This window comes from Kribbella sp. NBC_00709, from assembly GCF_036226565.1.
GTDB lineage: Bacteria > Actinomycetota > Actinomycetes > Propionibacteriales > Kribbellaceae > Kribbella.
The window spans coordinates 926,341-946,950 of record NZ_CP108996.1; the positions used below are offsets into that span (position 1 = coordinate 926,341).

The 20,610-nt window shown below is 68.2% G+C and carries 17 protein-coding genes; 11 read left to right on the forward strand and 6 right to left on the reverse strand.

Annotated features, from left to right (window positions below; all coding sequences use genetic code 11):
• The 3 genes from OHA18_RS04400 to OHA18_RS04410 all read left to right on the forward strand — a co-directional run bounded on the left by OHA18_RS04400 (position 1) and on the right by OHA18_RS04410 (position 3,519).
• Complete coding sequence (locus OHA18_RS04400) at positions 1-1,029, forward strand: ABC transporter permease (RefSeq protein WP_329002327.1); 1,029 nt, start codon at positions 1-3, stop codon at positions 1,027-1,029.
• A complete protein-coding gene (locus OHA18_RS04405) occupies positions 1,026-2,030 on the forward strand; it encodes an ABC transporter ATP-binding protein (protein WP_329002328.1) in 1,005 nt (334 codons plus the stop codon). Before OHA18_RS04400 ends, OHA18_RS04405 begins: the two co-directional genes overlap by 4 nt.
• Positions 2,031-2,121: 91 nt before the next feature.
• On the forward strand, positions 2,122-3,519 hold the full coding sequence (locus OHA18_RS04410; RefSeq protein ID WP_329002329.1) for a GH1 family beta-glucosidase: 1,398 nt from the start codon (positions 2,122-2,124) through the stop codon (positions 3,517-3,519).
• Between the two features lie 50 nt (positions 3,520-3,569).
• Here the strand turns inward: OHA18_RS04410 and OHA18_RS04415 are convergent, their stop codons facing one another.
• Positions 3,570-4,481, reverse strand: a complete 912-nt coding sequence (locus OHA18_RS04415; RefSeq protein WP_329002331.1) for an alpha/beta fold hydrolase — start codon at positions 4,479-4,481, stop codon at positions 3,570-3,572.
• A gap of 71 nt (positions 4,482-4,552) precedes the next feature.
• Between OHA18_RS04415 and OHA18_RS04420 the strand changes: the two genes are divergently transcribed.
• From OHA18_RS04420 to OHA18_RS04430, 3 genes are all read left to right on the forward strand, one after another.
• Positions 4,553-5,380 (forward strand): hypothetical protein, encoded by an 828-nt coding sequence (locus OHA18_RS04420; RefSeq protein ID WP_329002332.1) that lies wholly within the window; start codon positions 4,553-4,555, stop codon positions 5,378-5,380.
• Positions 5,381-5,448: 68 nt separating this feature from the next.
• Positions 5,449-7,338, forward strand: coding sequence for a glycoside hydrolase family 5 protein (locus tag OHA18_RS04425; protein ID WP_329002334.1), 1,890 nt, complete (start codon positions 5,449-5,451; stop codon positions 7,336-7,338).
• Positions 7,335-8,933, forward strand: a complete 1,599-nt coding sequence (locus tag OHA18_RS04430) for a beta-N-acetylhexosaminidase (protein WP_329002335.1) — start codon at positions 7,335-7,337, stop codon at positions 8,931-8,933. Before OHA18_RS04425 ends, OHA18_RS04430 begins: the two co-directional genes overlap by 4 nt.
• A gap of 42 nt (positions 8,934-8,975) precedes the next feature.
• Here OHA18_RS04430 and OHA18_RS04435 read toward each other — a convergent pair whose 3' ends face one another.
• The 5 genes from OHA18_RS04435 to OHA18_RS04455 form a co-directional block, all read right to left on the reverse strand.
• Positions 8,976-11,051 carry an NPCBM/NEW2 domain-containing protein gene (locus tag OHA18_RS04435; RefSeq protein ID WP_329002336.1) on the reverse strand — a complete coding sequence of 692 codons (2,076 nt, stop codon included), beginning with the start codon at positions 11,049-11,051 and terminating at the stop codon, positions 8,976-8,978.
• Positions 11,052-11,095: 44 nt separating this feature from the next.
• On the reverse strand, positions 11,096-13,234 hold the full coding sequence (locus OHA18_RS04440) for an alpha-galactosidase (protein ID WP_329002337.1): 2,139 nt from the start codon (positions 13,232-13,234) through the stop codon (positions 11,096-11,098).
• Positions 13,231-14,046 carry a carbohydrate ABC transporter permease gene (locus OHA18_RS04445; RefSeq protein ID WP_329002338.1) on the reverse strand — a complete coding sequence of 272 codons (816 nt, stop codon included), beginning with the start codon at positions 14,044-14,046 and terminating at the stop codon, positions 13,231-13,233. Before OHA18_RS04445 ends, OHA18_RS04440 begins: the two co-directional genes overlap by 4 nt.
• Positions 14,043-14,840, reverse strand: a complete 798-nt coding sequence (locus tag OHA18_RS04450) for a carbohydrate ABC transporter permease (protein ID WP_329002339.1) — start codon at positions 14,838-14,840, stop codon at positions 14,043-14,045. Before OHA18_RS04450 ends, OHA18_RS04445 begins: the two co-directional genes overlap by 4 nt.
• 143 nt (positions 14,841-14,983) lie before the next feature.
• Positions 14,984-16,267 (reverse strand): ABC transporter substrate-binding protein, encoded by a 1,284-nt coding sequence (locus OHA18_RS04455; RefSeq protein WP_329002340.1) that lies wholly within the window; start codon positions 16,265-16,267, stop codon positions 14,984-14,986.
• A 218-nt stretch (positions 16,268-16,485) separates the two neighbouring features.
• On the opposite strand from OHA18_RS04455, the gene OHA18_RS04460 reads away from it, so the two are divergent.
• Genes OHA18_RS04460 through OHA18_RS04480 form a run of 5 tightly spaced genes read left to right on the forward strand, consistent with a single transcriptional unit; the run spans position 16,486 to position 20,571 of the window.
• Entirely contained in the window at positions 16,486-17,208 is a 723-nt protein-coding gene (locus OHA18_RS04460; RefSeq protein WP_329002341.1) for an SDR family NAD(P)-dependent oxidoreductase, read from the forward strand.
• Between the two features lie 11 nt (positions 17,209-17,219).
• Positions 17,220-17,945, forward strand: coding sequence for a FadR/GntR family transcriptional regulator (locus tag OHA18_RS04465; RefSeq protein ID WP_329002342.1), 726 nt, complete (start codon positions 17,220-17,222; stop codon positions 17,943-17,945).
• On the forward strand, positions 17,942-19,087 hold the full coding sequence (gene dgoD / locus OHA18_RS04470) for a galactonate dehydratase (protein ID WP_329002343.1): 1,146 nt from the start codon (positions 17,942-17,944) through the stop codon (positions 19,085-19,087). Before OHA18_RS04465 ends, dgoD begins: the two co-directional genes overlap by 4 nt.
• A 7-nt stretch (positions 19,088-19,094) precedes the next feature.
• On the forward strand, positions 19,095-19,901 hold the full coding sequence (locus tag OHA18_RS04475; protein WP_329002345.1) for a hypothetical protein: 807 nt from the start codon (positions 19,095-19,097) through the stop codon (positions 19,899-19,901).
• 49 nt (positions 19,902-19,950) lie between these two features.
• Positions 19,951-20,571 carry a bifunctional 4-hydroxy-2-oxoglutarate aldolase/2-dehydro-3-deoxy-phosphogluconate aldolase gene (locus OHA18_RS04480; protein ID WP_329002346.1) on the forward strand — a complete coding sequence of 207 codons (621 nt, stop codon included), beginning with the start codon at positions 19,951-19,953 and terminating at the stop codon, positions 20,569-20,571.
• The last annotated feature ends 39 nt before the right edge of the window (positions 20,572-20,610 follow it).

Consider the following 20,610-nt stretch of genomic DNA (forward strand, 5'->3'; position numbering starts at 1 on the left):
GTGTCCGCACCCACCAGCACCATCACTGCGGTCACGCCGGAGGGCCCGGAAGTCGCGGCGGCACCGGCCAAACGGCGCCGGTTGCGGTTCGTGGCCAACCCCAAGGCCGCGATCGGCCTGGTCGTGCTCGGGTTCTTCTGCCTGATCGCGATCATCGGCCCGTGGATCGCGCCGTTCGACCCGTCGGCCCGCAGCAGCGACCTGATCCAGGCGCCGTCCGGCAAACACTGGTTCGGTACGACGCACCTCGGCCAGGACATCTTCAGCCAGGTGCTCGTCGGCACCCGCGGGGTGATGTTCGTCGGCCTGCTGGCCGGCCTGGTCGCGACGGCGTTGTCGATCCTGATCGGCGTCAGCGCAGGCTTCCTCGGCGGCGCGGCGGACGACAGCCTGTCCGCCCTGTCGAACGTCTTCCTGGTGATCCCGGCCCTGCCGCTGATCATCATCGTTGCCTCGACCATCCCCTCGGCCGGCGACCTGATGGTTGCCTTGGTCATCGGTTTCACTTCGTGGGCGTGGGGCGCCCGGGTACTGCGGGCGCAGACGTTGTCGCTGCGACGGCGGGACTATGTGGAGGCCGCGCGGGCGACCGGTGAGAGCACGTGGCGGATCATCACCTTCGAGATCATGCCGAACCTGACCGCGATCATCGCGTCCGGTTTCGTCGGCACGGTGATCTTCGCGGTGATGTCCGAGATCACGCTCGCGTTCATCGGCATCTCGACGATCTCCGAGTGGAACTGGGGCACGATCCTGTTCTGGGCGCAGAGCCAGCAGGCTCTGGCGCAGGGCGCCTGGTGGTGGTTCGTCCCGGCCGGTCTCGCGATCGCCTTCCTCGGTACGGCGCTGTCGCTGATCAACTTCGGCATCGACGAGTTCGTCAGCCCGCGGTTGCGGTCCAGCGGTCACACCCGGGTCAAGACCAAGGACGGGCACTCGGTCCGGATGCGGGTCGGATTCACCCCGGTCCTCTCGTCTGCGCGCGAGCCGGTGACTCCCGTCGTACGTCGCAAGGAGGATGCCGCGTGAAGACGCCGGTACTGGAGATCAAGGACTTCCATGTCGACTACGGACTCGGCTCGGAGGCGGTGCAGGCGGTCCGTGATGTAACGCTGACGCTGCACCGCGGCGAGGTGCTCGGCCTGGCCGGCGAGAGCGGCAGCGGGAAGTCGACGCTGGCGTACGGCGTGACGCGACTGCTGCCGCCGCCCGGCGTGATCAGCGGCGGCTCGGTGATCTACCACCCGCCGACCGGCGACCCGTACGACGTGATGGCGCTGACCGACCCGGAGTTGCGGAAGTTCCGCTGGGCCGAGACGTCGATCGTGTTCCAGGGCGCGATGAACTCGCTCAACCCGGTGCACAAGGTCTCGACCCAGATGGTCGACGCGATCAAGGCGCACGAGCCACAACTGTCGGCGCAGGCCCGGACCGCGCGGGCCCAGGAGATCCTGAAGCTGGTGGGAATCTCCGCCGACCGGATGGACGCGTACCCGCACCAGCTGTCCGGCGGGATGCGGCAGCGGGTGATGATCGGGATGGCGCTCGTGCTCGAGCCGCAGGTCGTGATCATGGACGAGCCGACCACTGCTCTGGACGTGGTGATGCAGCGGCAGATTCTCGCGCAGCTGGTGGAGCTCCGCGAACGGCTCGGGTTCTCGGTGCTGTTCATCACTCACGACCTGTCGCTGCTGGTCGAGTTCTCGGACCGGATCGCGATCATGTACGGCGGCCGTATCGTCGAGGAGGCCCGGTCGGGGGATCTCTACAAGGACTCGCTGCATCCGTACAGCGAAGGCCTGCTCAAGTCGTTCCCGGCGTTGCGTGGCGCCCGTCGCGAACTCGCCGGAATCCCGGGCTCGCCACCGGACCTGCGGGGCATGCCATCCGGGTGTGCGTTCCATCCGCGCTGCCCGCAGGCCTTCGACCGTTGCTCCGCGGAGATTCCGGTGCTGGGGATCCCGGCGGCCCGCAACGATCCCACCCGCTCTGTCGCGTGCTGGCTCCCTGGCCGCGTTCCTGTTGCTTAGAAGGGTTGACCATGAACGAGCGAAGCGAGTTCATCATCAGACACAGCGCATCTCGTGTCTCATCCGCGCCCGGAGCGAAGCGAGGACGTGGATGAGCACGACTTCTGTCTCGGGGGCGGCCGACCTGGTCGCGGGACTTCCGTCCGGATTCCGCTGGGGTGTCGCGACGTCGGCGTACCAGATCGAGGGTGCGATCGCCGCCGACGGCCGGACCCCGTCGATCTGGGACACCTACTGCCGCGTGCCGGGAGCGATCGACAACGGCGACACCGGCGATGTTGCCTGCGACCACTATCACCGGATGCCGGCCGATGTTGCCTTGATCAAGGAACTCGGCCTGGACACGTACCGGTTCTCGGTGGCCTGGCCGCGGGTGCAGCCGCACGGCAAGGGCCCGGTGAACCCGGCCGGCCTCGGGTTCTACGACCGGCTGGTCGACGAGCTGCTTGCCCAGGGCATCGACCCCTGGGTGACGCTGTACCACTGGGACCTGCCGCAGGAGCTCGAGGACGCGGGCGGCTGGCCGGTGCGCGACACCGCGTACCGGTTCGCGGAGTACTCGATGCTCGTCTTCGACGCGTTGAAGGACCGCGTCGACACATGGACGACCCTGAACGAGCCGTGGTGCTCGGCGATGCTCGGGTACGCGTACGGCGCGCATGCTCCGGGGCGGCGCGAGTACCCGGCCGCGATCGCCGCCGTCCATCATCTGCTGCTCGGGCACGGGCTCGCGACTTCGCAGATGCGGGCGGCGGCGCCGCGACCGTCGGACATCGGGATCACGCTCAACGTCGCGACGGCGTACCCGGCCTCGGACGCGGAGCCGGACGTCGACGCGGCGCGGCGGGCGGACGGGATGGGCCGGCGGATCTACCTCGATCCTCTGGTCCACGGCCACTACCCGGCCGACGTGGTCGCCGATCTCGCCCGTGAGGGTGTGGAGTTGCCGATCGAGGACGGTGACCTGGAGATCATCTCGGCGCCGATCGACGTGCTCGGGGTGAACTACTACTTCAGCCAGAAGTTCACCGGGTACGCCGAGGACGGGAGCACCGAGGACGCGGCCGGGCTGCCCATCAGCCGCGACGTACCGCTCGGCAAGCCGCGCACCGCGATGGACTGGGAGATCGTCCCGGAAGGCTTCACCGATCTCCTGGTGAGCATCGCCCGCGACTACCCCGGCCTTCCCATGGTCATCACCGAGAACGGCTCGGCGTTCGAGGACGTCCCCGACGAGACCGGCTTCGTCGACGACACCGACCGTACGGCGTACTTCACCTCCCACCTCGCCGCCGTTGCCGACGCGATCCAGCAGGGCGCCGACATCCGCGGCTACCTGGCCTGGTCGCTGATGGACAACTTCGAATGGGCCTACGGCTACGTCAAACGCTTCGGCATCGTCCGCGTCGATTACGAGACCCAGCAGCGCACGCCCAAGGCCAGCGCCCTCTACCTGAAGGACCTGGCCCAGGAGCACCGCACGCGGTAAGTGCGGATCCCCAGGCCATCACAATCACAGGGTCCCCCGGCACCTCCGCCTCAACGCCGGCCCGATCCGCGATTGTGATGGCCTGGAGATCCGCCACCCAGAGTTGTGAGCATGTCGGTCCAGTGGCCGAAGATCGTGCGGCCGTGGCCTTCGCCTGGGCGGATGGTCAGGTTGGCGTGCGGGATGCGTTCGGCGAACCAGTGGGCGTGGGACGGCGGGACCATCCGGTCGGTGCCGCCGTACCAGAGCCAGGTCGGAACGGTGAGCCGCGTGGGATCGATGTCCCACGCAGCTCCCCAGGACACGTTGTCCCGGGCGTAACCGTCGTACGACGCCAGGGCTTCGCGTGCGTCGGCGGCCCACACAGCTCGCGCCGCCGCATCCAGCCAGCCGAGCTCCTCGCCCGGCACGCCCTCGAAGAACGCGTCCACCATCTCCGCGTCGCCGAGCGCCAACATCCCGGCATAGTCCTGCGCGCCCTGCCGACGGAAGCCGTCGAGCGCACCGGCCACATCACCCGCATCCGCCAACGCGAGCAGCGGCAGATCCGGATCGGACGGATCCGGTGGCTCGATCGACCGCCACAGTCCCACCCCGCCCGCGAGCCCGACGGCCTTCACCCGCTGCGGATCGGCCAGACCAGTCGCGATCGCGTACGGCCCACCACCCGACGCGCCTAGGACAGCGAACTCGTCGACGCCGAGCTCGTCGGCGACGCGCAACGTGTCCTCGGCAACCGACGACAGACTCGGCGGCGTGTTCGTCGAACGCCCGTACCCGGGCCGGCTGAACGAGATCAAGCGCACCCCGCACCGCTCCGCGGCCGCATGCCCCAGCGCCGCCTGCAACCGTCCGGACGGCGTTCCGTGCTGGAAGATCACCGGCCGACCTGCCGGATCGCCGCCTTCCCAGGCCTCGGCGACGCGCTGGTCCGGGAACACTATGCGCTCTGATCTAGGCAAAATAGTCACTCACCGTTACCGTGGTGGCGGATCCCGAGGGGGGCTCGGGGACCGGGGGGAAGGAAATCATCATGTCTCAGCAGTATCCGCACGACCCGAATCAGCCGCAGTTCCCGCAGTACCAGTCGCCACCGCCGCATCAGCCACAGCAGCCGTACTCGCCACAAGAGCCGTACTCGGCACAGCAGCCACCTCCGGGCCAACCCGCTCCACTCCGGTCGGCTTCGCAGAGGCCGATGTCGCGTGGGGCGAAAGTCGGGTGGGCCGTGCTGTCCGGGCTGGTCCTGTTCGCGCTCGGCGCCGCGGCCGGCAATGCGGGGGCCGGCCGGCAGCCGACCGCATCCACAGCCGCGGGCCTGCCCGTAGCCACGGCGACGATGACGGTCCCGGGCGCGGCGGTCGAAGTCACCGCGCCACCGACGACGGTCACCGTGACGGCACCGCCGCCCAAGCCGGCCGCCAAACCGACCGCCGACAACAGCCCGAAGCCGACCGTCGCTCCGAAGACGACGACCGCGCCGAAGACCAGCAAGACCACCTACAAGAAGCTCACCGCGCGCCAGTGGGCGAAGATCGCGAAGAGTCCGGACGACCACATCGGCGAGGCGTACGTCGTCTACGGCCGCGTCACGCAGTTCGACGCCGCGACCGGTGAGGACGCGTTCCGGGCCGACGTCGACGGTGTGAAGCACAAGGTGTCGTACGGATTCGTCGACTACCCGACCAACACCGTACTGACGAACCTCTCCGCCGACGTGTCCGACCTGGTCGAGGACGACCTGTTCCAGGCGAACGTGCAGATCCTGGGTTCGTTGTCGTACGACACGCAGATCGGCGGCGAGACCACGGTGCCGAACCTGTCCGTGATCTCACTCAAAGTCATCGGCAGCGTGAAGTAGCGGTCGGGGCCCGGCGCGACGCGCCGGGCCCGCGGGCGGCAGTCAGCGCAAGACCGGACGATCGAAGCATGCGCAGAATCGCCCCGTCTGCAGTCATCGTCGTGCTCCTGGCTGTCATCAGCCCAACGGTTCCCGCGACCGCCTCCGCTCGGCCCGTGGCGCACGCGTCCACTCAGCTGGTGGCCGGCTGGACTCCTCCGCTGAGTACCCGCGGCCGCTACGTCGTCGATGCCGACGGCAACCGCTTCCGGCTGAAGTCCGGGAACTGGCACGGCGCCAGCGGTACCTGGAACGGTTCCGGCGACCAGAACGACAACGCCAACCACCACGCCGGTGAGAACAGCAACCGGATGCCGCTCGGCCTCGACCGCGCGCCGATGGCCGACATCATCTCCGGCTTCGCCGAGCTCGGCCTGAACAGCATCCGGTTGCAGTTCTCGAACGAGATGATCCACGACGCCGCGCCGATCCCTGCCGCCGCCGTCGCCGCGAACCCGGGCCTGGCCGGCAAGACACCACTCGAGGTGTACGACGTCGTCGTACAGCAACTCACCGCGGCCGGTTTCGCCGTGATCCTCAACAACCACACGAACACCACCCGCTGGTGCTGTGGTCTGGACGGCAACGAGCGCTGGAACGCGAGCCAGTCGACCGAGACCTGGGAGAGCGATTGGCTGTTCATGGTCAACCGCTACAAGACCAACCCACGGGTCGTCGGCGCCGACCTCTACAACGAGGTACGGCGGGACCTGCTGGACGACCCGAACTGGGGCCTCGGCGACGAGCACGACTGGTTCGCCGCATCCCAGCACCTCGGCGACCGCATCCTCACCGAGTCGAACCCGAACCTGCTGATCGTGGTCGAAGGCATCAACTGGACCGGCATCCCGGCCGACGGTCTCCCCCACGACCGGCCGACGCTGACCCCGGCGCGCTACCTCTCGCACACGCTGGTTGCCTCCGACAAGCTGGTGTACTCGGCGCATTTCTACGACTACACCGGCCCGCGCCACAGCGGCGCGACCGGGACCGGCGAGACCCACGACCCGCGGTACCGCGATCTGTCGCCGGAGGAACTGATCAGCGAACTGAACCGGCAGGCGTTCTTCGTCACCGGCGAGGAGGGCCACTTCACCGCGCCACTGTGGATCAGCGAGTTCGGCATCGGCGGCCGTGCGGAGACCGGGGAGTTGCCGCGGGCATGGTTCGAGCACTTCGTCGATCAACTGATCCAAACCGACGCGGACTTCGCCTACTGGCCGCTGGTCGGCTGGCACAACACCGACGGCACCCCGGACAACGGCTGGGCGCTACTGGCCTGGGACTCGACCGGTCATCGGATCGGCCTGTACGACGGCGACGACTGGCGCGCATCCGCCTGGACGCGACTGATGAACGCACCCAGCAAAACCGGACCGGTGGGTGCTACGACTGTCTGGAAGATGCTCAGCCCCGACCACGGCGACTTCGTCGAGTCGCTCCGGATGCGCGCTGCCGGCGACTGGGACAACGGCGCCCGCAAGACCGCCTGCCCCGACGGCCTACGCCTGATCGGACTCAGCCACACCGGCAACCGCGGCCTGTGCCGGTCAGGTGGACCTATCTGGTCGGGCGCCTACGAAGCCGTCAAGGACGAGAGCCATGTCTCGTCCGACTGGGCCTCCGGCTACACGAAGTTCGAGTGCGCGCCGAACTTCTACCTGATCGGCTACAGCGTCCGCGGTGCCCGTGTGTCCTCCGCCCTGTGCGCCGGTACGTCGCAATCGCTGAGCGCGACCGGCCGCACAGTCTGGTTCGACCGCGCAGACAACCGCGCCGGCGCCGGCGGCGACTTCGCCAACGGCAACTACAAGGGCCAGTGCGCAGACGACGAGTACATAGCCGGCATAGCCTTCACCACCCGCCTCGGATCCAGCGGTACCCCAGACGCCCTGTATTGCCGCAAACTCGTCCCATGAGCCTTCCCGTGATCCCTGCAACCGCGAAGACAACCACCACCGACAGGACGTACACCCTGAGATCCGCATCGGGCGTCGTCGTGCAGTCGGCCGAGCTGGCCGGCCCCGCCGAGCAGTTCGTCGCGGACGTGCGGCTCGACTCCGGGCTGACTCTGTCCACCGGTGCGCCGGGCATCTCAGTCCTGCTCGCCGACGAAGGCCTCGACGAGATCCCGCCTGTCGCCGGGCTGCGCGCTGATGGTGATGTTGTTGACGAGCGGTACGGGCTGGAGGTCACCACCGAAGGCATTCGGGTGTGGGGGCCGACGCCGGAGGCGGTCCATCGGGGGCTGACCTCGCTTCGCCAGCTCATTACCGCTCATGTGCAGGACGGGGAGGCTGTGCTTCCCGGGATCCGGATCGTCGACGGGCCGCGGTTTGCTTGGCGGGGGTTGTCGCTCGACGTGGTTCGGACGTTCCACGGGCCGGACGAAGTGCGTCGGGTGATCGACATGCTCGCGCTGTACAAGCTCAATGTGCTGCACCTGCATCTGACGGACGATCAGGGCTGGCGGGTCGAAGTACCGTCGCGGCCGTTGCTGACCGAGGTGGGTGCGGCCGGAGCGATCGGTGATCGGCCGGGCGGGTACTACAGCCAGGCGGAGCTGGCCGACCTCGTGGCGTACGCCGCCGATCGGTACGTGACCGTCGTACCCGAGATCGACATGCCGGGCCACACGACGGCGGTGTTCAAGGCGTATCCGGCGTTGGGACCGGAGGAGATCCATAGCGTCGATCTGGGAGATGGAAACAGTCTTCAGCTGAACACTCTCGACCCTGGTCGGGACGAGACGTGGTCGTTCGTAGAGGACGTGCTGGATGGTGTGATTCCGCAGTTCCCACAGAGCGCGTACGTGCACATCGGCGGCGACGAGACCTGGGGCATGGCCGACGAGGACCACGCGGCGTTCGTCGAGAAGGCGGCCGCGCTCGTCCGCGCCCGCGGGAAGAAGGTCGTCGGCTGGCAGGAGATCGCCCGCGCCGACCTCGACTCCGAGGACGTCGTGCAGTACTGGCTGGACCTCGACGTCGACTCGATGGTGCAGAACCCGGACCTCCCGACGCCGCCGGAGGACCTGCTGCCGATCCTGGTCGAAGGCCTACGCAAGGCGAAGTACGACGCCCCGAAGGCACTCGCGCAGGGCGCCAAGCTGATCGTCTCCCCGGTCACCTGGCTGTACTTCGACCGCCCGCACGCCGACGCGTCCTCGGACCCTGATCAGGAGGAGGCGCGCAAGCATCTCGGCCTGGAGTTCTACGGCGCCGCCTCGATCGCGCACGGCATCTCCTGGGACCCGGTCGACAGCCTGCCCGGCGTCGACTCCGCAGACCAAGTAGCCGGCGTCGAGGCCGCGATCTGGTGCGAGAGCATCACCACCCCCGAGGAGCTCGAACTCATGCTCCTCCCCCGCCTCCCCGGCGCCGCCGAAAAGGCCTGGTCCCACCAAACTCCCACCGACTGGCCAACCTACGCCGCACGCCTCGCCCAGCAATCCCCCGCCTGGCGCACCCGCACCTGGACCTGGCTCAAGTCGACCGAGGTCGACTGGAAGTAGCAGCAGAAGGGGCGGACCGGTTGGCCCGCCCCTTCCGGTAGTTCAGCAGGTTGCGGTCGGTGCGGCCCAGTCGGCGCGGTCGTTGTAGCCGCCGTCGCCTGCGTCGCCGACCACCAGGTCGAGGACGCGGACGCCGGTGAGGTCCACATCGAACTGCTTCGGGGTGAAGCGATCGACGACTCCGCTGTCGAACAGGACCTTGCCGTCACCGACGACCTGGAACGTCGACGTGCCGCCCTCCGGTCCGACATTGGTGACCACGTCGTCGATACCGACCGTCCCGGTCAACCGCGAGCAGGCCTTGCCGACGTAGTACCGGATCAGTGACGGCGACGCGACGCCGATGCCGGTCGGGTACGTCGTACCGGTGAGCTTGATCGGGTTGCCACCGCCGACGCTCTCGTCGATCGTCGGCGACATCCAGCCGCTCGTCGCCGTGATCCACGAGTGGTGCGACAGCGGCACGGTCCCGCTCGGCGGCGCCGGCGCGACAACCACCGGCGACAGTACGGTCGTCTGCTTCTGCACGCCGTACAGAACCGTCTGGTACGCCGTCACTGCAGTCAGGCTCGCGGTTCCGGGTGCAGCGCCGGCCGGAAGCTTCGCCGTGAAGGCGAAAGTTGCCTGCTTGCCAGGCGCGATCAGGACCGGCGCCTTGGACAACGATTTGACGATCCATCCGGTGCCGCCGGCAACGGTCACGGTCGGCTTCAGCACCGGCAGCGTACCGTCGTTGCGGACCGCGACCTGCACAGTCAGCTCGTCGCCTCCGGCAACCACCGGCGCGGCATCAGCGGGCTGCGGGTCCGTGCCGACCTTCGTCACCTGCGGGATCCCGGCGGTCACGTGCGGGATCCCCGGTACGCCGCGAGCCGGCTCGACCCGGAACAGCGCCGTACCGTGCGCCGGGACCGCTGCGCTGATCACGCCGGCGCTCTCGGTCACCTTGTTCGTCCACGCGTTCTTCAGCGTGAACCGCGAACCATGCAGACCGACTGCCGACGCGGTCGTGGTCAGCGTCTTCGCGCTGTCACCCCGGTTCAGCAGTACGACGGCCCGGCCGCCGTCGGCAAGCCGCTTGACCCACGTCTCCGTCGTACCTGCGGCACCGACCCGGACGGCCTGTACCGCGGCCTTGTCCTGGTTGATCGCGATGACATCCGGATCCGTCAGCATCCCGACCGTGGTCGCGGAGAGCTTCCGTACGTCGCTACCGACGATCAGCGGAGCAGCCGCCACGGCCCACAGCGTGAGCTGGGTCCGGAACTCCTCGTCGGTCATCCCGAGCTCGGGCGCGAGGTAGTCCGGGTCGCTGAACGCACCCGGCTTGACCACCTCCGGATGCCGCGCGTTCGCATCGTAGTTGCGCAGTACGTCCTTGAACTTGATGTCGCCCTGGAAGCCGACATCGGTGTACGTGCGCCACGACTGCGCGATCCCCGGTGCGTACGACCAGGAGTTGATCGACTGCTGGGATTCGGGATAGTTGCCCCAGTCCGGCGACGTGACCGGGTTGCAGAGGTTGAAGATCATCGGCCGGTGGCTCGCGTTGTTCCGCAGCGCCTGGGCGAACTCGGTGTAGACCGTCCTCGGATCCAGGTTGGCCGCGATCCCGCACAAATAGTCGACCTTGACCGCGTCGAAGCCCCAGGCCGCGAAGGTGTCAGCGTCGTGCTGGTAGTGGCCGCCGCTGCCGAGACCGCACTTGCCCGGGATGTACGGGCCGGCGTCGGTGTAGATGCCCGCCTTGAGTCCCTTGCTATGGATGTAGTCGACGAGCGGCTTCAGTCCGTTGGGGAACTTCGCCGGGTTCGGGACCAGGTCGCCGGCATCGCTGCGCGACTGGTCGGCCTGCCAGCCGCCGTCCAGCCAGACGATGTCGTACCCGGCCTTCGCCAGGCCGCGATCGACCAGCGAGTCCGCGACGGACTTGATGGTGTCCTCGGTGAAGTCGCCGCCGAGACCGTAGTACGTGTTCCAGCCCATGTACGGCGTCGGGCTGAGCACTGCGGCTGGTGCTGTAGCTGTGGCCTGAGCCGCCACAGCTGGGGTTGTGGTGGTCGCGATCGCGCCGGCGACCAGCGCCGCCGCGATCACCCCACCCAGGATTCGCCTCATTGTCATCCCCTTTAAGAGAGAGCACTTCCGTTGAGCGGAACGGGTCAGTCGAGTGCCTCGACGATCAGGCACCGCGAGTCGGCCGGGTCGTCGAACGCGACCCCGACCTGCAGCAGGTAGCTGCCCGGATGGACCTCATCGCCCACCCGGTAGTTCTTCGCCGGGTCCAGCCCGGCCAGCGGCACCCGCCGCGGCCGGGTCGGCAGCGTGCCGCGCACGTTGCCGTCGCCGGTCTCCCACAGGAACACCACGGACCGCGTCGCGCCGACGTACTGCACGCCGGCCGACAGTCCGTAGACCTTGCTAGCGGCAATCAATTCTCGAAAGCCCTTGTACTGCTCGATATGGCGAGTTGCCGTCTTCAACTGCTCGTCGGACCAGCGGGACAGGTCCGCGCCGATCCCGAGTACGCCGGCCATCGCGACGTGGAACCGGAAGTCGAGGGACCGCTCCCGGCCGTCATGGGTGCCGATGGCATCGGTCACCCACGAGCTCATCAGATGCGGCGCGAACCCGGTCCGGAACCCCTCCTGGATCCTGAGCCGATCCAGCGGGGCCGTGTTGTCGCTCGGCCACAACGTGTCCACCCGCGAGGCCATCCCCAGATCGACCCGAGCCCCGCCCCCGGCGCACCCCTCGACGTAAACCTCGGGATGCTGGGCCCTCAACCGATCCAGGATGGCGTAGAGATTCGCGACCACCAGGCCATCGACGTCCCGGCGTTGGCCGCCGCTGTCCAGCCGTGGCCGGTTGGCATCCCATTTCAGGTACCTGATGTCGTACGACGACAGCAGCCGATCCAACGTGTTCCAGATGAACTCCGTGACATCGCCCCGGCTCAGATCGAGCAGCAACTGATTCCGGATCAGGATCGGCTCGCGCCCCGCCGTACGCAGAATCCACTCGGGGTGCTCGGCGGCCAGCTGCGACGACGGGCTGACCGACTCCGGCTCGATCCACAACCCGAAGTCCAGTCCGATGTCCTTCAGCTGCCCGATGAACCCGTCCAGCCCGTCGGGGAACTTGGCCGGATCGACCTCCCAGTCCCCCAGACCGCCCCGGTCGTCGGACCGGCCGACGAACCAGCCGTCGTCGACCACGAACGTCTCGACCCCGATACTCGCCGCCCGTCGCGCCAACTCGAGCTGATGCTCCGCCCGAATGTCGAACTCGGTCGCGAACCAGGAGTTGTACAACACCTTCGGGGTACGCCGACGCGACGCCGCCCGCTCGTACTCATGGAAGACGCGCGCCAACCCGTCGGCGCCTTCAGCACTGCAAGCGCCGACAGCCTTCGGCGACTCCCAGGTCTCCCCTGGCTCGAGCCGCAGACCGGCACTCGACGACACGCGCCCCGCCTGGATCCGCAGCAGTCCGGTCGTGTCGACGTCCGCCGACATCTCCCACGACCCGGACCATGCAAGCTGTACGCCGTACGCCACATCCCCGTCGGTCGCGAGGAACGGCGAGTACGAGTGCCCCGTGATCCCCTGCGCACTCCCGATCGTGAACCGACCCCGCGGCAACGTCACCGAGGCCTGCTGGAACTCGCTGTTCCACTCGCCCCACAGATACGTGATCATGTTCCCACAAGGCACCACGAACCCGGCCGAGTCGTGCCGCTGCAACGTCAGCTCGTCGGTGCCGTCGTTCTGCACCGAAACCCACCGCTCCAGCACATCTCCCACCATCCGGTAGTGCAGGACGAGCCGGACGCCCCGGAGGTCATCCACAAACCCGAGCTCCAACTCCCCAACCGCCGCCCCCACCTCCTCCTCCGCCGCCGCCGCCGAACCATTTGAGGGGTCAACCCCTGCGGTTGCCCCTTCTACCCCCTGCATGCGGGGGGTGAACGGTCCACCTGCGGGGTTAACCCCTGAAATGGCCCCCGGGTGGGCGTCGGTTGCGGTGGGGTGGGTCGCGTTGGTGAAGAGTGGGCGGAGTTCGTCGGAGCCGTCCGGTCCGCTGATCACCAGGTCCACGGGAGCGGTGTATCGGACCCCGCGGACGGCGTACTCCAACGGCTCGACATCTGCGCGCGGCACGAAGTGTTCCGTGCCCACGATCTCGACGGGAGCGAGACCCTCATGCGGGCCCCAGGCAACCAGCTGTGCCCACTGACCATGCGAGGGGACGCCGACGACGTACGACGTCGTTGTACCGCGCAACGTCCACGTCTTCACTTGACGGCTCCGATCGCCAATCCGCCCACGAAGTGTTTCTGGAAACGAAGGAACACCGCCACTGTAGGCACCGCGGCGATCACCGTGCCGGCGGCGATCACGTTCCACGACGACACGAACAGGCCCTGCAGACCGAGCAGCGCCGGCGTCACCGGCATCTTCTCCCCGGAGCGGATGACCGTGATCGACCAGAGCAGATCGTTGAAGATCCACGTGAACGACAGCGCGCCCAACGCCGCCAGCGCCGGTCGCGTCAGCGGCAGGATCACCGCCGAGTAGATCTTCCCCGGCCCGGCGCCGTCGATCGTCGCCGCCTCCTGGATCTCCCGCGGCAGGTCCCGCATGAACCCGTGCAGCACGAACGTGTAGAACCCCAGCCCGAATCCGACATGGACGGCGATCAGCGCGATCAGCGTGTCGTAGTACCCGATCAGCTCCACGAACCGGGAGATCGGGATCAGCAGGATCTGCGGCGGCAGCAGGTTCCCCATCAACATCAGCAACAGGATCGTCCGCCGGAACGGGATCGAGTAGCGCGCCAGCCCGTACGCCGCGATCGACGCCAGCCCGAGGCTGAGCAGAACCGCCGGGATCGTCACCAACAGACTGTTGATCAGCGCGCGGAACTCGTCCGCGTCCTCCCACGCCGACTTGTACGTCGAGAGCGTGAACGAATGCGGCAACGAGCCGAGCCCGTTCGCGGCGACGTCGTCGAAGCTGCGGAACGAGATCACGATCACCCAGAGGATCGGCGCGACCCACAGGAACGAGACGACACTCATCGCGACGTGGTACCCGACCCGCCTGATCATGATTCCTCCCGGAAGGCGCGGATGAGGTAGCCGAGGATGACGGCCAGTGCGAGCAGGAAGATCACCACGGCGATCGCCGACGCGTAGCCGAGCTGGGTGGACTGGAACGCGGTCGAGTACATGTACGTGCTGAGCAGCTCCGACGAGTGGTACGGACCGCCTCTCGTCATCGACCAGACGATGTCGAAGGAGCGCAGCGAGTCGATCACGATCACCGAGAGGACGACCGAGTTCACGCCTTTGAGCTGCGGGATCGTGACGTACCGGGTGCGCTGCCAGGCGGATGCGCCGTCGACCTTCGCCGCTTCGTAGAGCGCAGGGTCGACCGCCTTCAGGCCGGCCAGGTACAGCACCATCACGTAGCCGATCTGGCGCCACAGTGCCGGCACGATCACGGCGTACAGCGCGGTGTCCGGGTCGGCGAGCCACGGGCGGACGAAGTTGCCCAGGCCAACGGACCGGAACACCGTGTCGACAAGTCCATCCGGCTGGTAGAAGACCCGCCAGATCAGCGCCGTGACCACCAGCGAGAACACGACCGGGGTGAACAACGCGGCCCGGTAGATCCCGACCCCACGCCGCTCGCGCTGCAGCAACAGCGCCATCCCGAACCCGCCGATGACACTCAGTCCACCGAACAACACCAGCCAGATCGCGGTGTTCTTCAGCGCGGTCCGGAAGATCGGGTCCGAGACCATGTCCCCGAAGTTGCCGAACCCGACGAACCGTGGCGCCGACAACCCGTCCCAACTCGTCAACGCCAGCCAGAACCCCTGCAGCGCAGGCCAAAACACCCAAACAGCCTCGACAACAAAAGGCAGCAACACAAACGCGAGGATCAGCGGCGACACCCGCCGCGGTCCTGAGCGTTTGGTACGACGCGACCCGGCCGCCGGACCGTTTCCGGCCCGGCTCCGTGGTTCCACAGCTGTAGCGGTCACGCCTTGAAGACCTTCTGTGCCGCCGTCTGCCAGTCGGCCAGGATCTTGTCGATCTGGTCGGGCTTGTCGAGGAACTTGGTCAGGGCGGCGTCCGCGGTGGGCTGGAGGGCGTCGCTGGAGTCGCGGTTGAAGAACTGGGTGAGCTCGGCGGCGCCCTCGATCATCGCCTTGCCCTTCTTCACCAGCGCGGTGTCGGCCGACTTCCCGTCCGGGTTCGCCGGGATCGCCGTACCGGAGGAGCTCTGCACGTAGATGTTCTGTGCCTCCGGCGTCGCCAGCCAGGCGAGGAACTTCTTCGTCCCCTCCGGGTCCTTGACCTTCTTCGACGCGAAGTACCCGTCGGTCGGCGCCTCTTCGGCCACCGGTACGGCAGGATCGATGATCGGGAACTGGAAGAAGTCGATGTCGTCCAGCGCGTCCTTCGGCGCCGAGTCGGCGAAGAACGTCCCGATCAGGAACATCCCGGTCTTGCCCCCGAGCAGTGCCGACGTCGCCTCCTGGAACGGGAACGACTTCCCCTTCGGGTCGAAGTACGGCAGGACCTCGCGCCACTTCGTGAACACAGCCTTCACCTTCGGATCGGTGAAGTCGCCCTGGCCGGCGAGCAGCTGCCGGTGGAACGGGGCGCCGTTGATCCGGATGTTCAGGTAGTCGAACCACGCCGACGCGACCCACGGTGTGTCACCGAGCCCGATGCCGATCGGCGGGATCCCCTTGCCCTGGATGGTCTTGCAGACGGCAACGAACTCGGCCCAGGTCTTCGGCGGCGTCACGCCCCACTTGGCGAAGTTCGACTTCCGGTAGAACATGCCCCACCAGTAGTAGCTGGTCGGGACGAAGATCTTCTGCCCGGCGCTGCTGGTGGACAGCGTCTGCATGGCCTTCGAGTAGTTGCCCATGCTGTCCCAGACGCTGGTCACGTCGAGCAGCAGGTCATTCTTCGCGTACGAGTCCGCGACCGACCCGGCGTACCAGGTGTAGACGTCCGGCGGGTTGGACGAGGTCAGGTACGTCGGCAGCTGGGTGCGGAAGATCTCCGCCGCCACCGTGTTCAGCTTGACCTGCGACCCACCGGTCTTGTTGTACGCGGCAACGAGTTTCTCCATCGCGGCCTTGGCCTGCTCGCTGGAGAGGTTCGACTGCAGCGCCAGCTCACCAGTGGCCCCGCTGCTGCTGCCCGGACTCTTCGTCGAGGTCGCGCACCCGGGTACCAGGGTGGCTGCCCCGAGCAGTCCGAGTCCCTTGAGGAATGTCCGCCGATCTGCTGCCAGACCCGTCATGCCCAACTCCTGAGTTCTGCTCGACGGTCATGCCAGTCGAGTACGTGGTCCTTGTTGCCGACGATCTTGCGGCGAGCCGTCCCGAGTGTCAATATTAATTCGTAAATTACGAGCAAATCGCTTGACGAGACAGCGCGGTCACGGTCAACTGATGGCTCGTTCATCGTTGGAACGGGCCTGCCTGCGTGCTTGGGTAGGGGTGAGTCGAGGAGGCGCGGGTGCGGCTGGGTGGGCGGGTGATCGTGGTGACCGGGGCCGCGTCGGGGATCGGCGCGGCCTGCGTCGAGCGGGCGCTGACCGAGGGTGCGCAGGTCGTGCAGGTGGACATCCACCCGTGCAAGGACCTGCCGGGCCAGGCGATCAGCGTCGTCGGCGACGTCGCGTCGCCGGACACCTGGGCCGAGGTCCAGTCCCGCGGCCGCGACGAGCTCGGGCCGATCGACGGCCTGGTCAGCAACGCGGTCGTCGTCGACGTGAAGCCGGCCCATGAGCTCTCGCCGCCGTCCTGGCAACGCCAGCTCGACGTGAACCTGACCGCGGCCTTCCTCGGTTTCCAGGCGCTGTACGACGACCTGATCGCGAACGCCGGCTCCGTCGTACTGGTCTCCTCGGTGCATGCGATCGCAGGCCTCCCGGGACATCCGGCGTACGCCGCGACGAAGGGCGCGCTGATCTCGCTCGGGCGCCAACTGGCCGTGGAGTACGGACGCTCGATCCGGGTGAACACCGTGCTTCCGGGCCCCGTCGTGACGGCGATGTGGGACCGCGTCGACGCCGAGGGCCGCGAACGCAGCGCCCACGCGACGGCACTCGGACGGCTCGGGCAACCGGACGAAGTGGCGCAGGCGGTGGCGTTCCTGCTGTCGTCCGAAGCGTCGTTCGTGACAGCGGCCACCCTGGTCGTCGACGGCGGATGGTCCGCTGTGAAGGACTCGGCATGAGGGAGAGCGGTGTGACGGGGATTCAGCGCGGGGTGTCGCGTGGGCTGCACGGGCAGATCGTCGAAGTGATGGCGGATCGCATCCTGTCCGGGCAGATCCCGGAGGGCGCGACCATCAACGTGACCGAGCTGCAGGCCGACCTCGGGGTCAGCCTGACCGCGGTCCGCGAGGCGTTGAAGGTGCTGACCGCGAAGGGCCTGGTCGACGCGCGGCAGAAGCGCGGTACGTTCGTCCGCCCGCGCTCGGACTGGAACCTGCTCGACGCGGACATGATCCGCTGGCACTTCAAGGACGCCGACTCCCGGCCCGAGCTGCTCGAGGAACTGCACGAGGTGCGCGGGATCGTCGAGCCGGCCGCGGCCCGGCTGGCCGCGCTCCGCTCCGACGACGCGGACCTCGCCGCACTCGACGAGGCGCTCGCGGCGATGGAGTCCGCGGATGACAACCTCGCCGCCGCGGCCGCGGACCTGGCGTTCCACCGGGCGTTGCTGGCGGCAACGGGCAACGAACTGCTGACGAAGATGGAAGTGATCATGGAGACCGGGCTCGCCGACCGCGACCGGCTGGTGCACACGGTGAAGCCGTCGGACGATCCGATCCCGAGCCACCGCCTGGTCGTGGACGCGGTCCGCGCGCACGACCCCGAGGGCGCCGAGCTCGCGATGCGGGAACTGCTGGCGAAGGCGGCCGAGGACCTGACCGAAGTTCGCGGATCGACCCGTCGGCGGCGCCGGTGAAGATCGAGAAGATCGAGACGTTCCTCGTCCCGCCACGCTGGCTGTTCTGCCGGGTCGAAACCAGCGACGGCGTCGTCGGCTGGGGCGAGCCGGTCGTCGAGGGTCGCGCCGAGGTGGTCCGGGCCGCGATCGACGTCCTCGCGGAGTACCTGATCGGCCAGGACCCGCTGCAGATCGAGCGGCACTGGCAAGTGCTGACGAAAGGCGGGTTCTACCGCGGCGGGCCGGTGCTGAGCAGCGCGGTCGCCGGTCTCGACCACGCGCTGTGGGACATCGCCGGCAAGGTGTACGGCGCTCCTGTCGCGGCACTGCTCGGCGGACGTGTTCGCGATCGGGTCCGCGTGTACGCGTGGGTCGGCGGGGACGAACCGTCCTCCATCGGTGACGCCGTCGCCGAGCAGGTCGCGGCCGGTATGACCGCCGTCAAGATGAACGCCAGCGGTCAGATCCAGGCCTCGCCATCGGTTGCCGAGGTCAACGACATCGTCACCCGGCTGGCCGCCGCCCGCGAGGTGCTCGGTGATACCCGCGACGTCGCGATCGATCTGCACGGGCGCGTCGGCGTGGCCGGTGCGCGGCGGATCCTGCACGCGGTCGAAGATCTCCAGCCGATGTTCGTCGAGGAGCCGGTGCTACCGGAGCAGATGGCGCATCTGTCGTCCGTCGTGGAGGCCTCGACCATCCCGATCGCGCTCGGTGAACGGCTCTACCATCGCTCCGAGTTCATGGCGCCCCTGAACGCAGGCGTCGCCGTCGTGCAGCCGGACGTGTCGCATGCGGGCGGGATCTCGGAGCTGCGGCGGATCGCCGTACTCGCGGATGCTCATGGCGCGATGCTCGCGCCGCACTGTCCGCTCGGGCCGATCTCGCTGGCGGCTTCGCTGCAGGTCTCGTTCGCGACGCCGAACTTCCTGATCCAGGAGCAGAGCCGCGGTATCCATTACAACGTGTCAAGTGACCTCACGGCGTACGTCGTGGATCCGGCGCCGTTCACCTGGGTCAACGGCCACGCGGAGTGGAATCCCCTGCCAGGCTTGGGAATCACGGTCGACGAGGACGCCGTTCGCGCCGCCGACAAGACCGGTCATGCCTGGCGCAACCCGGTGTGGACCCACTCCGACGGCTCCTTCGCCGAGTGGTGACCGATCGATGGTGACGGAGCATGCGGCCGGCCGGCTGGTGACCGTTGACGCGGCCGATGGTGGTCGTTGGACCTCCCTGCAGTTGGCCGGCCGGGAGTGGCTCTGGGCCGGCCCCGGGCTGATGACCGGAACGCGGGCCGGGCTCGCGACCTTCATCGACGCCGGCGGTCTCGACGAATGCTTCCCGACAGTCCGCGGCACGCCCGACCACGGCGCTCTTTGGAACCAGCCGTGGGACGGCTCGGTGGAGCACGACGGCGCCATCCTCACGCGCGCCTTCACCCCAGGCACCGACACGCTCAGTGTCGACTATCGCCTCGAAGCAAACCCGGGTTACCGGTTCATCTGGGTCGCGCACGCACTGCTCGACTGTGTCGCGGGTGCAGCGATCTCCGCCCCGCCTGGGACCGAGTGCCGGCTCTACCCCGAGACGGCGCCGCTGCTGCCGTGGGCTTGGCCGGGTGATGCACCTTGGGTCACGGCGGCGTGGCCAACTCCCTTGGATCTGGCCGTTTTCGGCGACTCGGACGAGACCGCCGCCGGCGCCGTCCTGGTGGACTGCCCGACGGTCTCGGTCCGCGATCGTGGCGCCGAGCTGACCCTGACTATGAGTTGCCCAGGGCAACCAGTCTCCACTGCGTTGTGGCGTAACCAGGGCGGGTTCCCGGCGGATGCGCCGTACCGGAGTCTCGGGGTGGAGCCGATGCTGGGCCGGGTGTTCGACCTCGCCGAGGCAGGGCAGGACGATGCCGCGGTCGTGCCGGAGAGTGGTGAGCTGACCTGGCGGCTCACGCTGTCCGCCAGGTCAGTCTGATGTCAGCTCGCTGTCCAGAACCGAGCCTCGATCACTTAGGTTGGAGACCATGGACCTGCTTGCCGAACTCCGGACCCGGAAGCTGCTCGCGATCATCCGCGCCGACGGGGCCGACAGCGCGCTGGCCTGCGTCGAGACGCTCGTCGAGGCCGGCGTCACCGCGCTGGAGATCTCGCTCACCACGCCCGGCGGCGTCGAGGCGATCGCCAAGGCGCGTTCGCAGTACGACCCGCACATCCTGATCGGCGCCGGTACGGTCGTCACGGCCGCCCAGGCCGACGAGGTCGCCGCCGCCCGCGCGGGCTTCGTCGTCACCCCGGCGATCACGCGCGGCGCGCACCGCGCGGTCCAGCTCGGCCTGCCACTCCTCTGCGGCGCCCTCACCCCCACCGAGGTCGTCGCTGCCCTGGATCTCGGCGCCACCGCGGTGAAGATCTTCCCCGCCAAGCTCCACGGCCCCGGGTACTTCAGCGAACTCCGCGCCCCGCTGCCCGACGCACCGCTGATCGCTGTCGGCGGCGTCGACGCTCAGTCCGCGCCGCAGTACCTGTCCGCGGGAGCGCTTGCCGTCGGCGTGGGTTCTCCGCTGCTCGGTGATGCGGGCAATGGTGGGTCCCTGGCCGAGCTCGCGATCCGCGCCAGCACCTTCCGCACCGAGCTCGGCGTCTGATCACCCGCATAGCCCAGCCTCGACTCTCGGAGTACTCAG

Coding starts and splice junctions, on each gene's coding strand:
- OHA18_RS04410 (WP_329002329.1), top strand. CDS start 2,122: ATGAGCACGACTTCTGTCTCGGGGGCGGCCGACCTGGTCGCGGGACTT.
- OHA18_RS04420 (WP_329002332.1), top strand. CDS start 4,553: ATGTCTCAGCAGTATCCGCACGACCCGAATCAGCCGCAGTTCCCGCAG.
- OHA18_RS04425 (WP_329002334.1), top strand. CDS start 5,449: ATGCGCAGAATCGCCCCGTCTGCAGTCATCGTCGTGCTCCTGGCTGTC.
- OHA18_RS04430 (WP_329002335.1), top strand. CDS start 7,335: ATGAGCCTTCCCGTGATCCCTGCAACCGCGAAGACAACCACCACCGAC.
- OHA18_RS04435 (WP_329002336.1), bottom strand. CDS start 11,051: ATGAGGCGAATCCTGGGTGGGGTGATCGCGGCGGCGCTGGTCGCCGGC.
- OHA18_RS04445 (WP_329002338.1), bottom strand. CDS start 14,046: ATGATCAGGCGGGTCGGGTACCACGTCGCGATGAGTGTCGTCTCGTTC.
- OHA18_RS04455 (WP_329002340.1), bottom strand. CDS start 16,267: ATGACGGGTCTGGCAGCAGATCGGCGGACATTCCTCAAGGGACTCGGA.
- OHA18_RS04475 (WP_329002345.1), top strand. CDS start 19,095: ATGGTGACGGAGCATGCGGCCGGCCGGCTGGTGACCGTTGACGCGGCC.
- OHA18_RS04480 (WP_329002346.1), top strand. CDS start 19,951: ATGGACCTGCTTGCCGAACTCCGGACCCGGAAGCTGCTCGCGATCATC.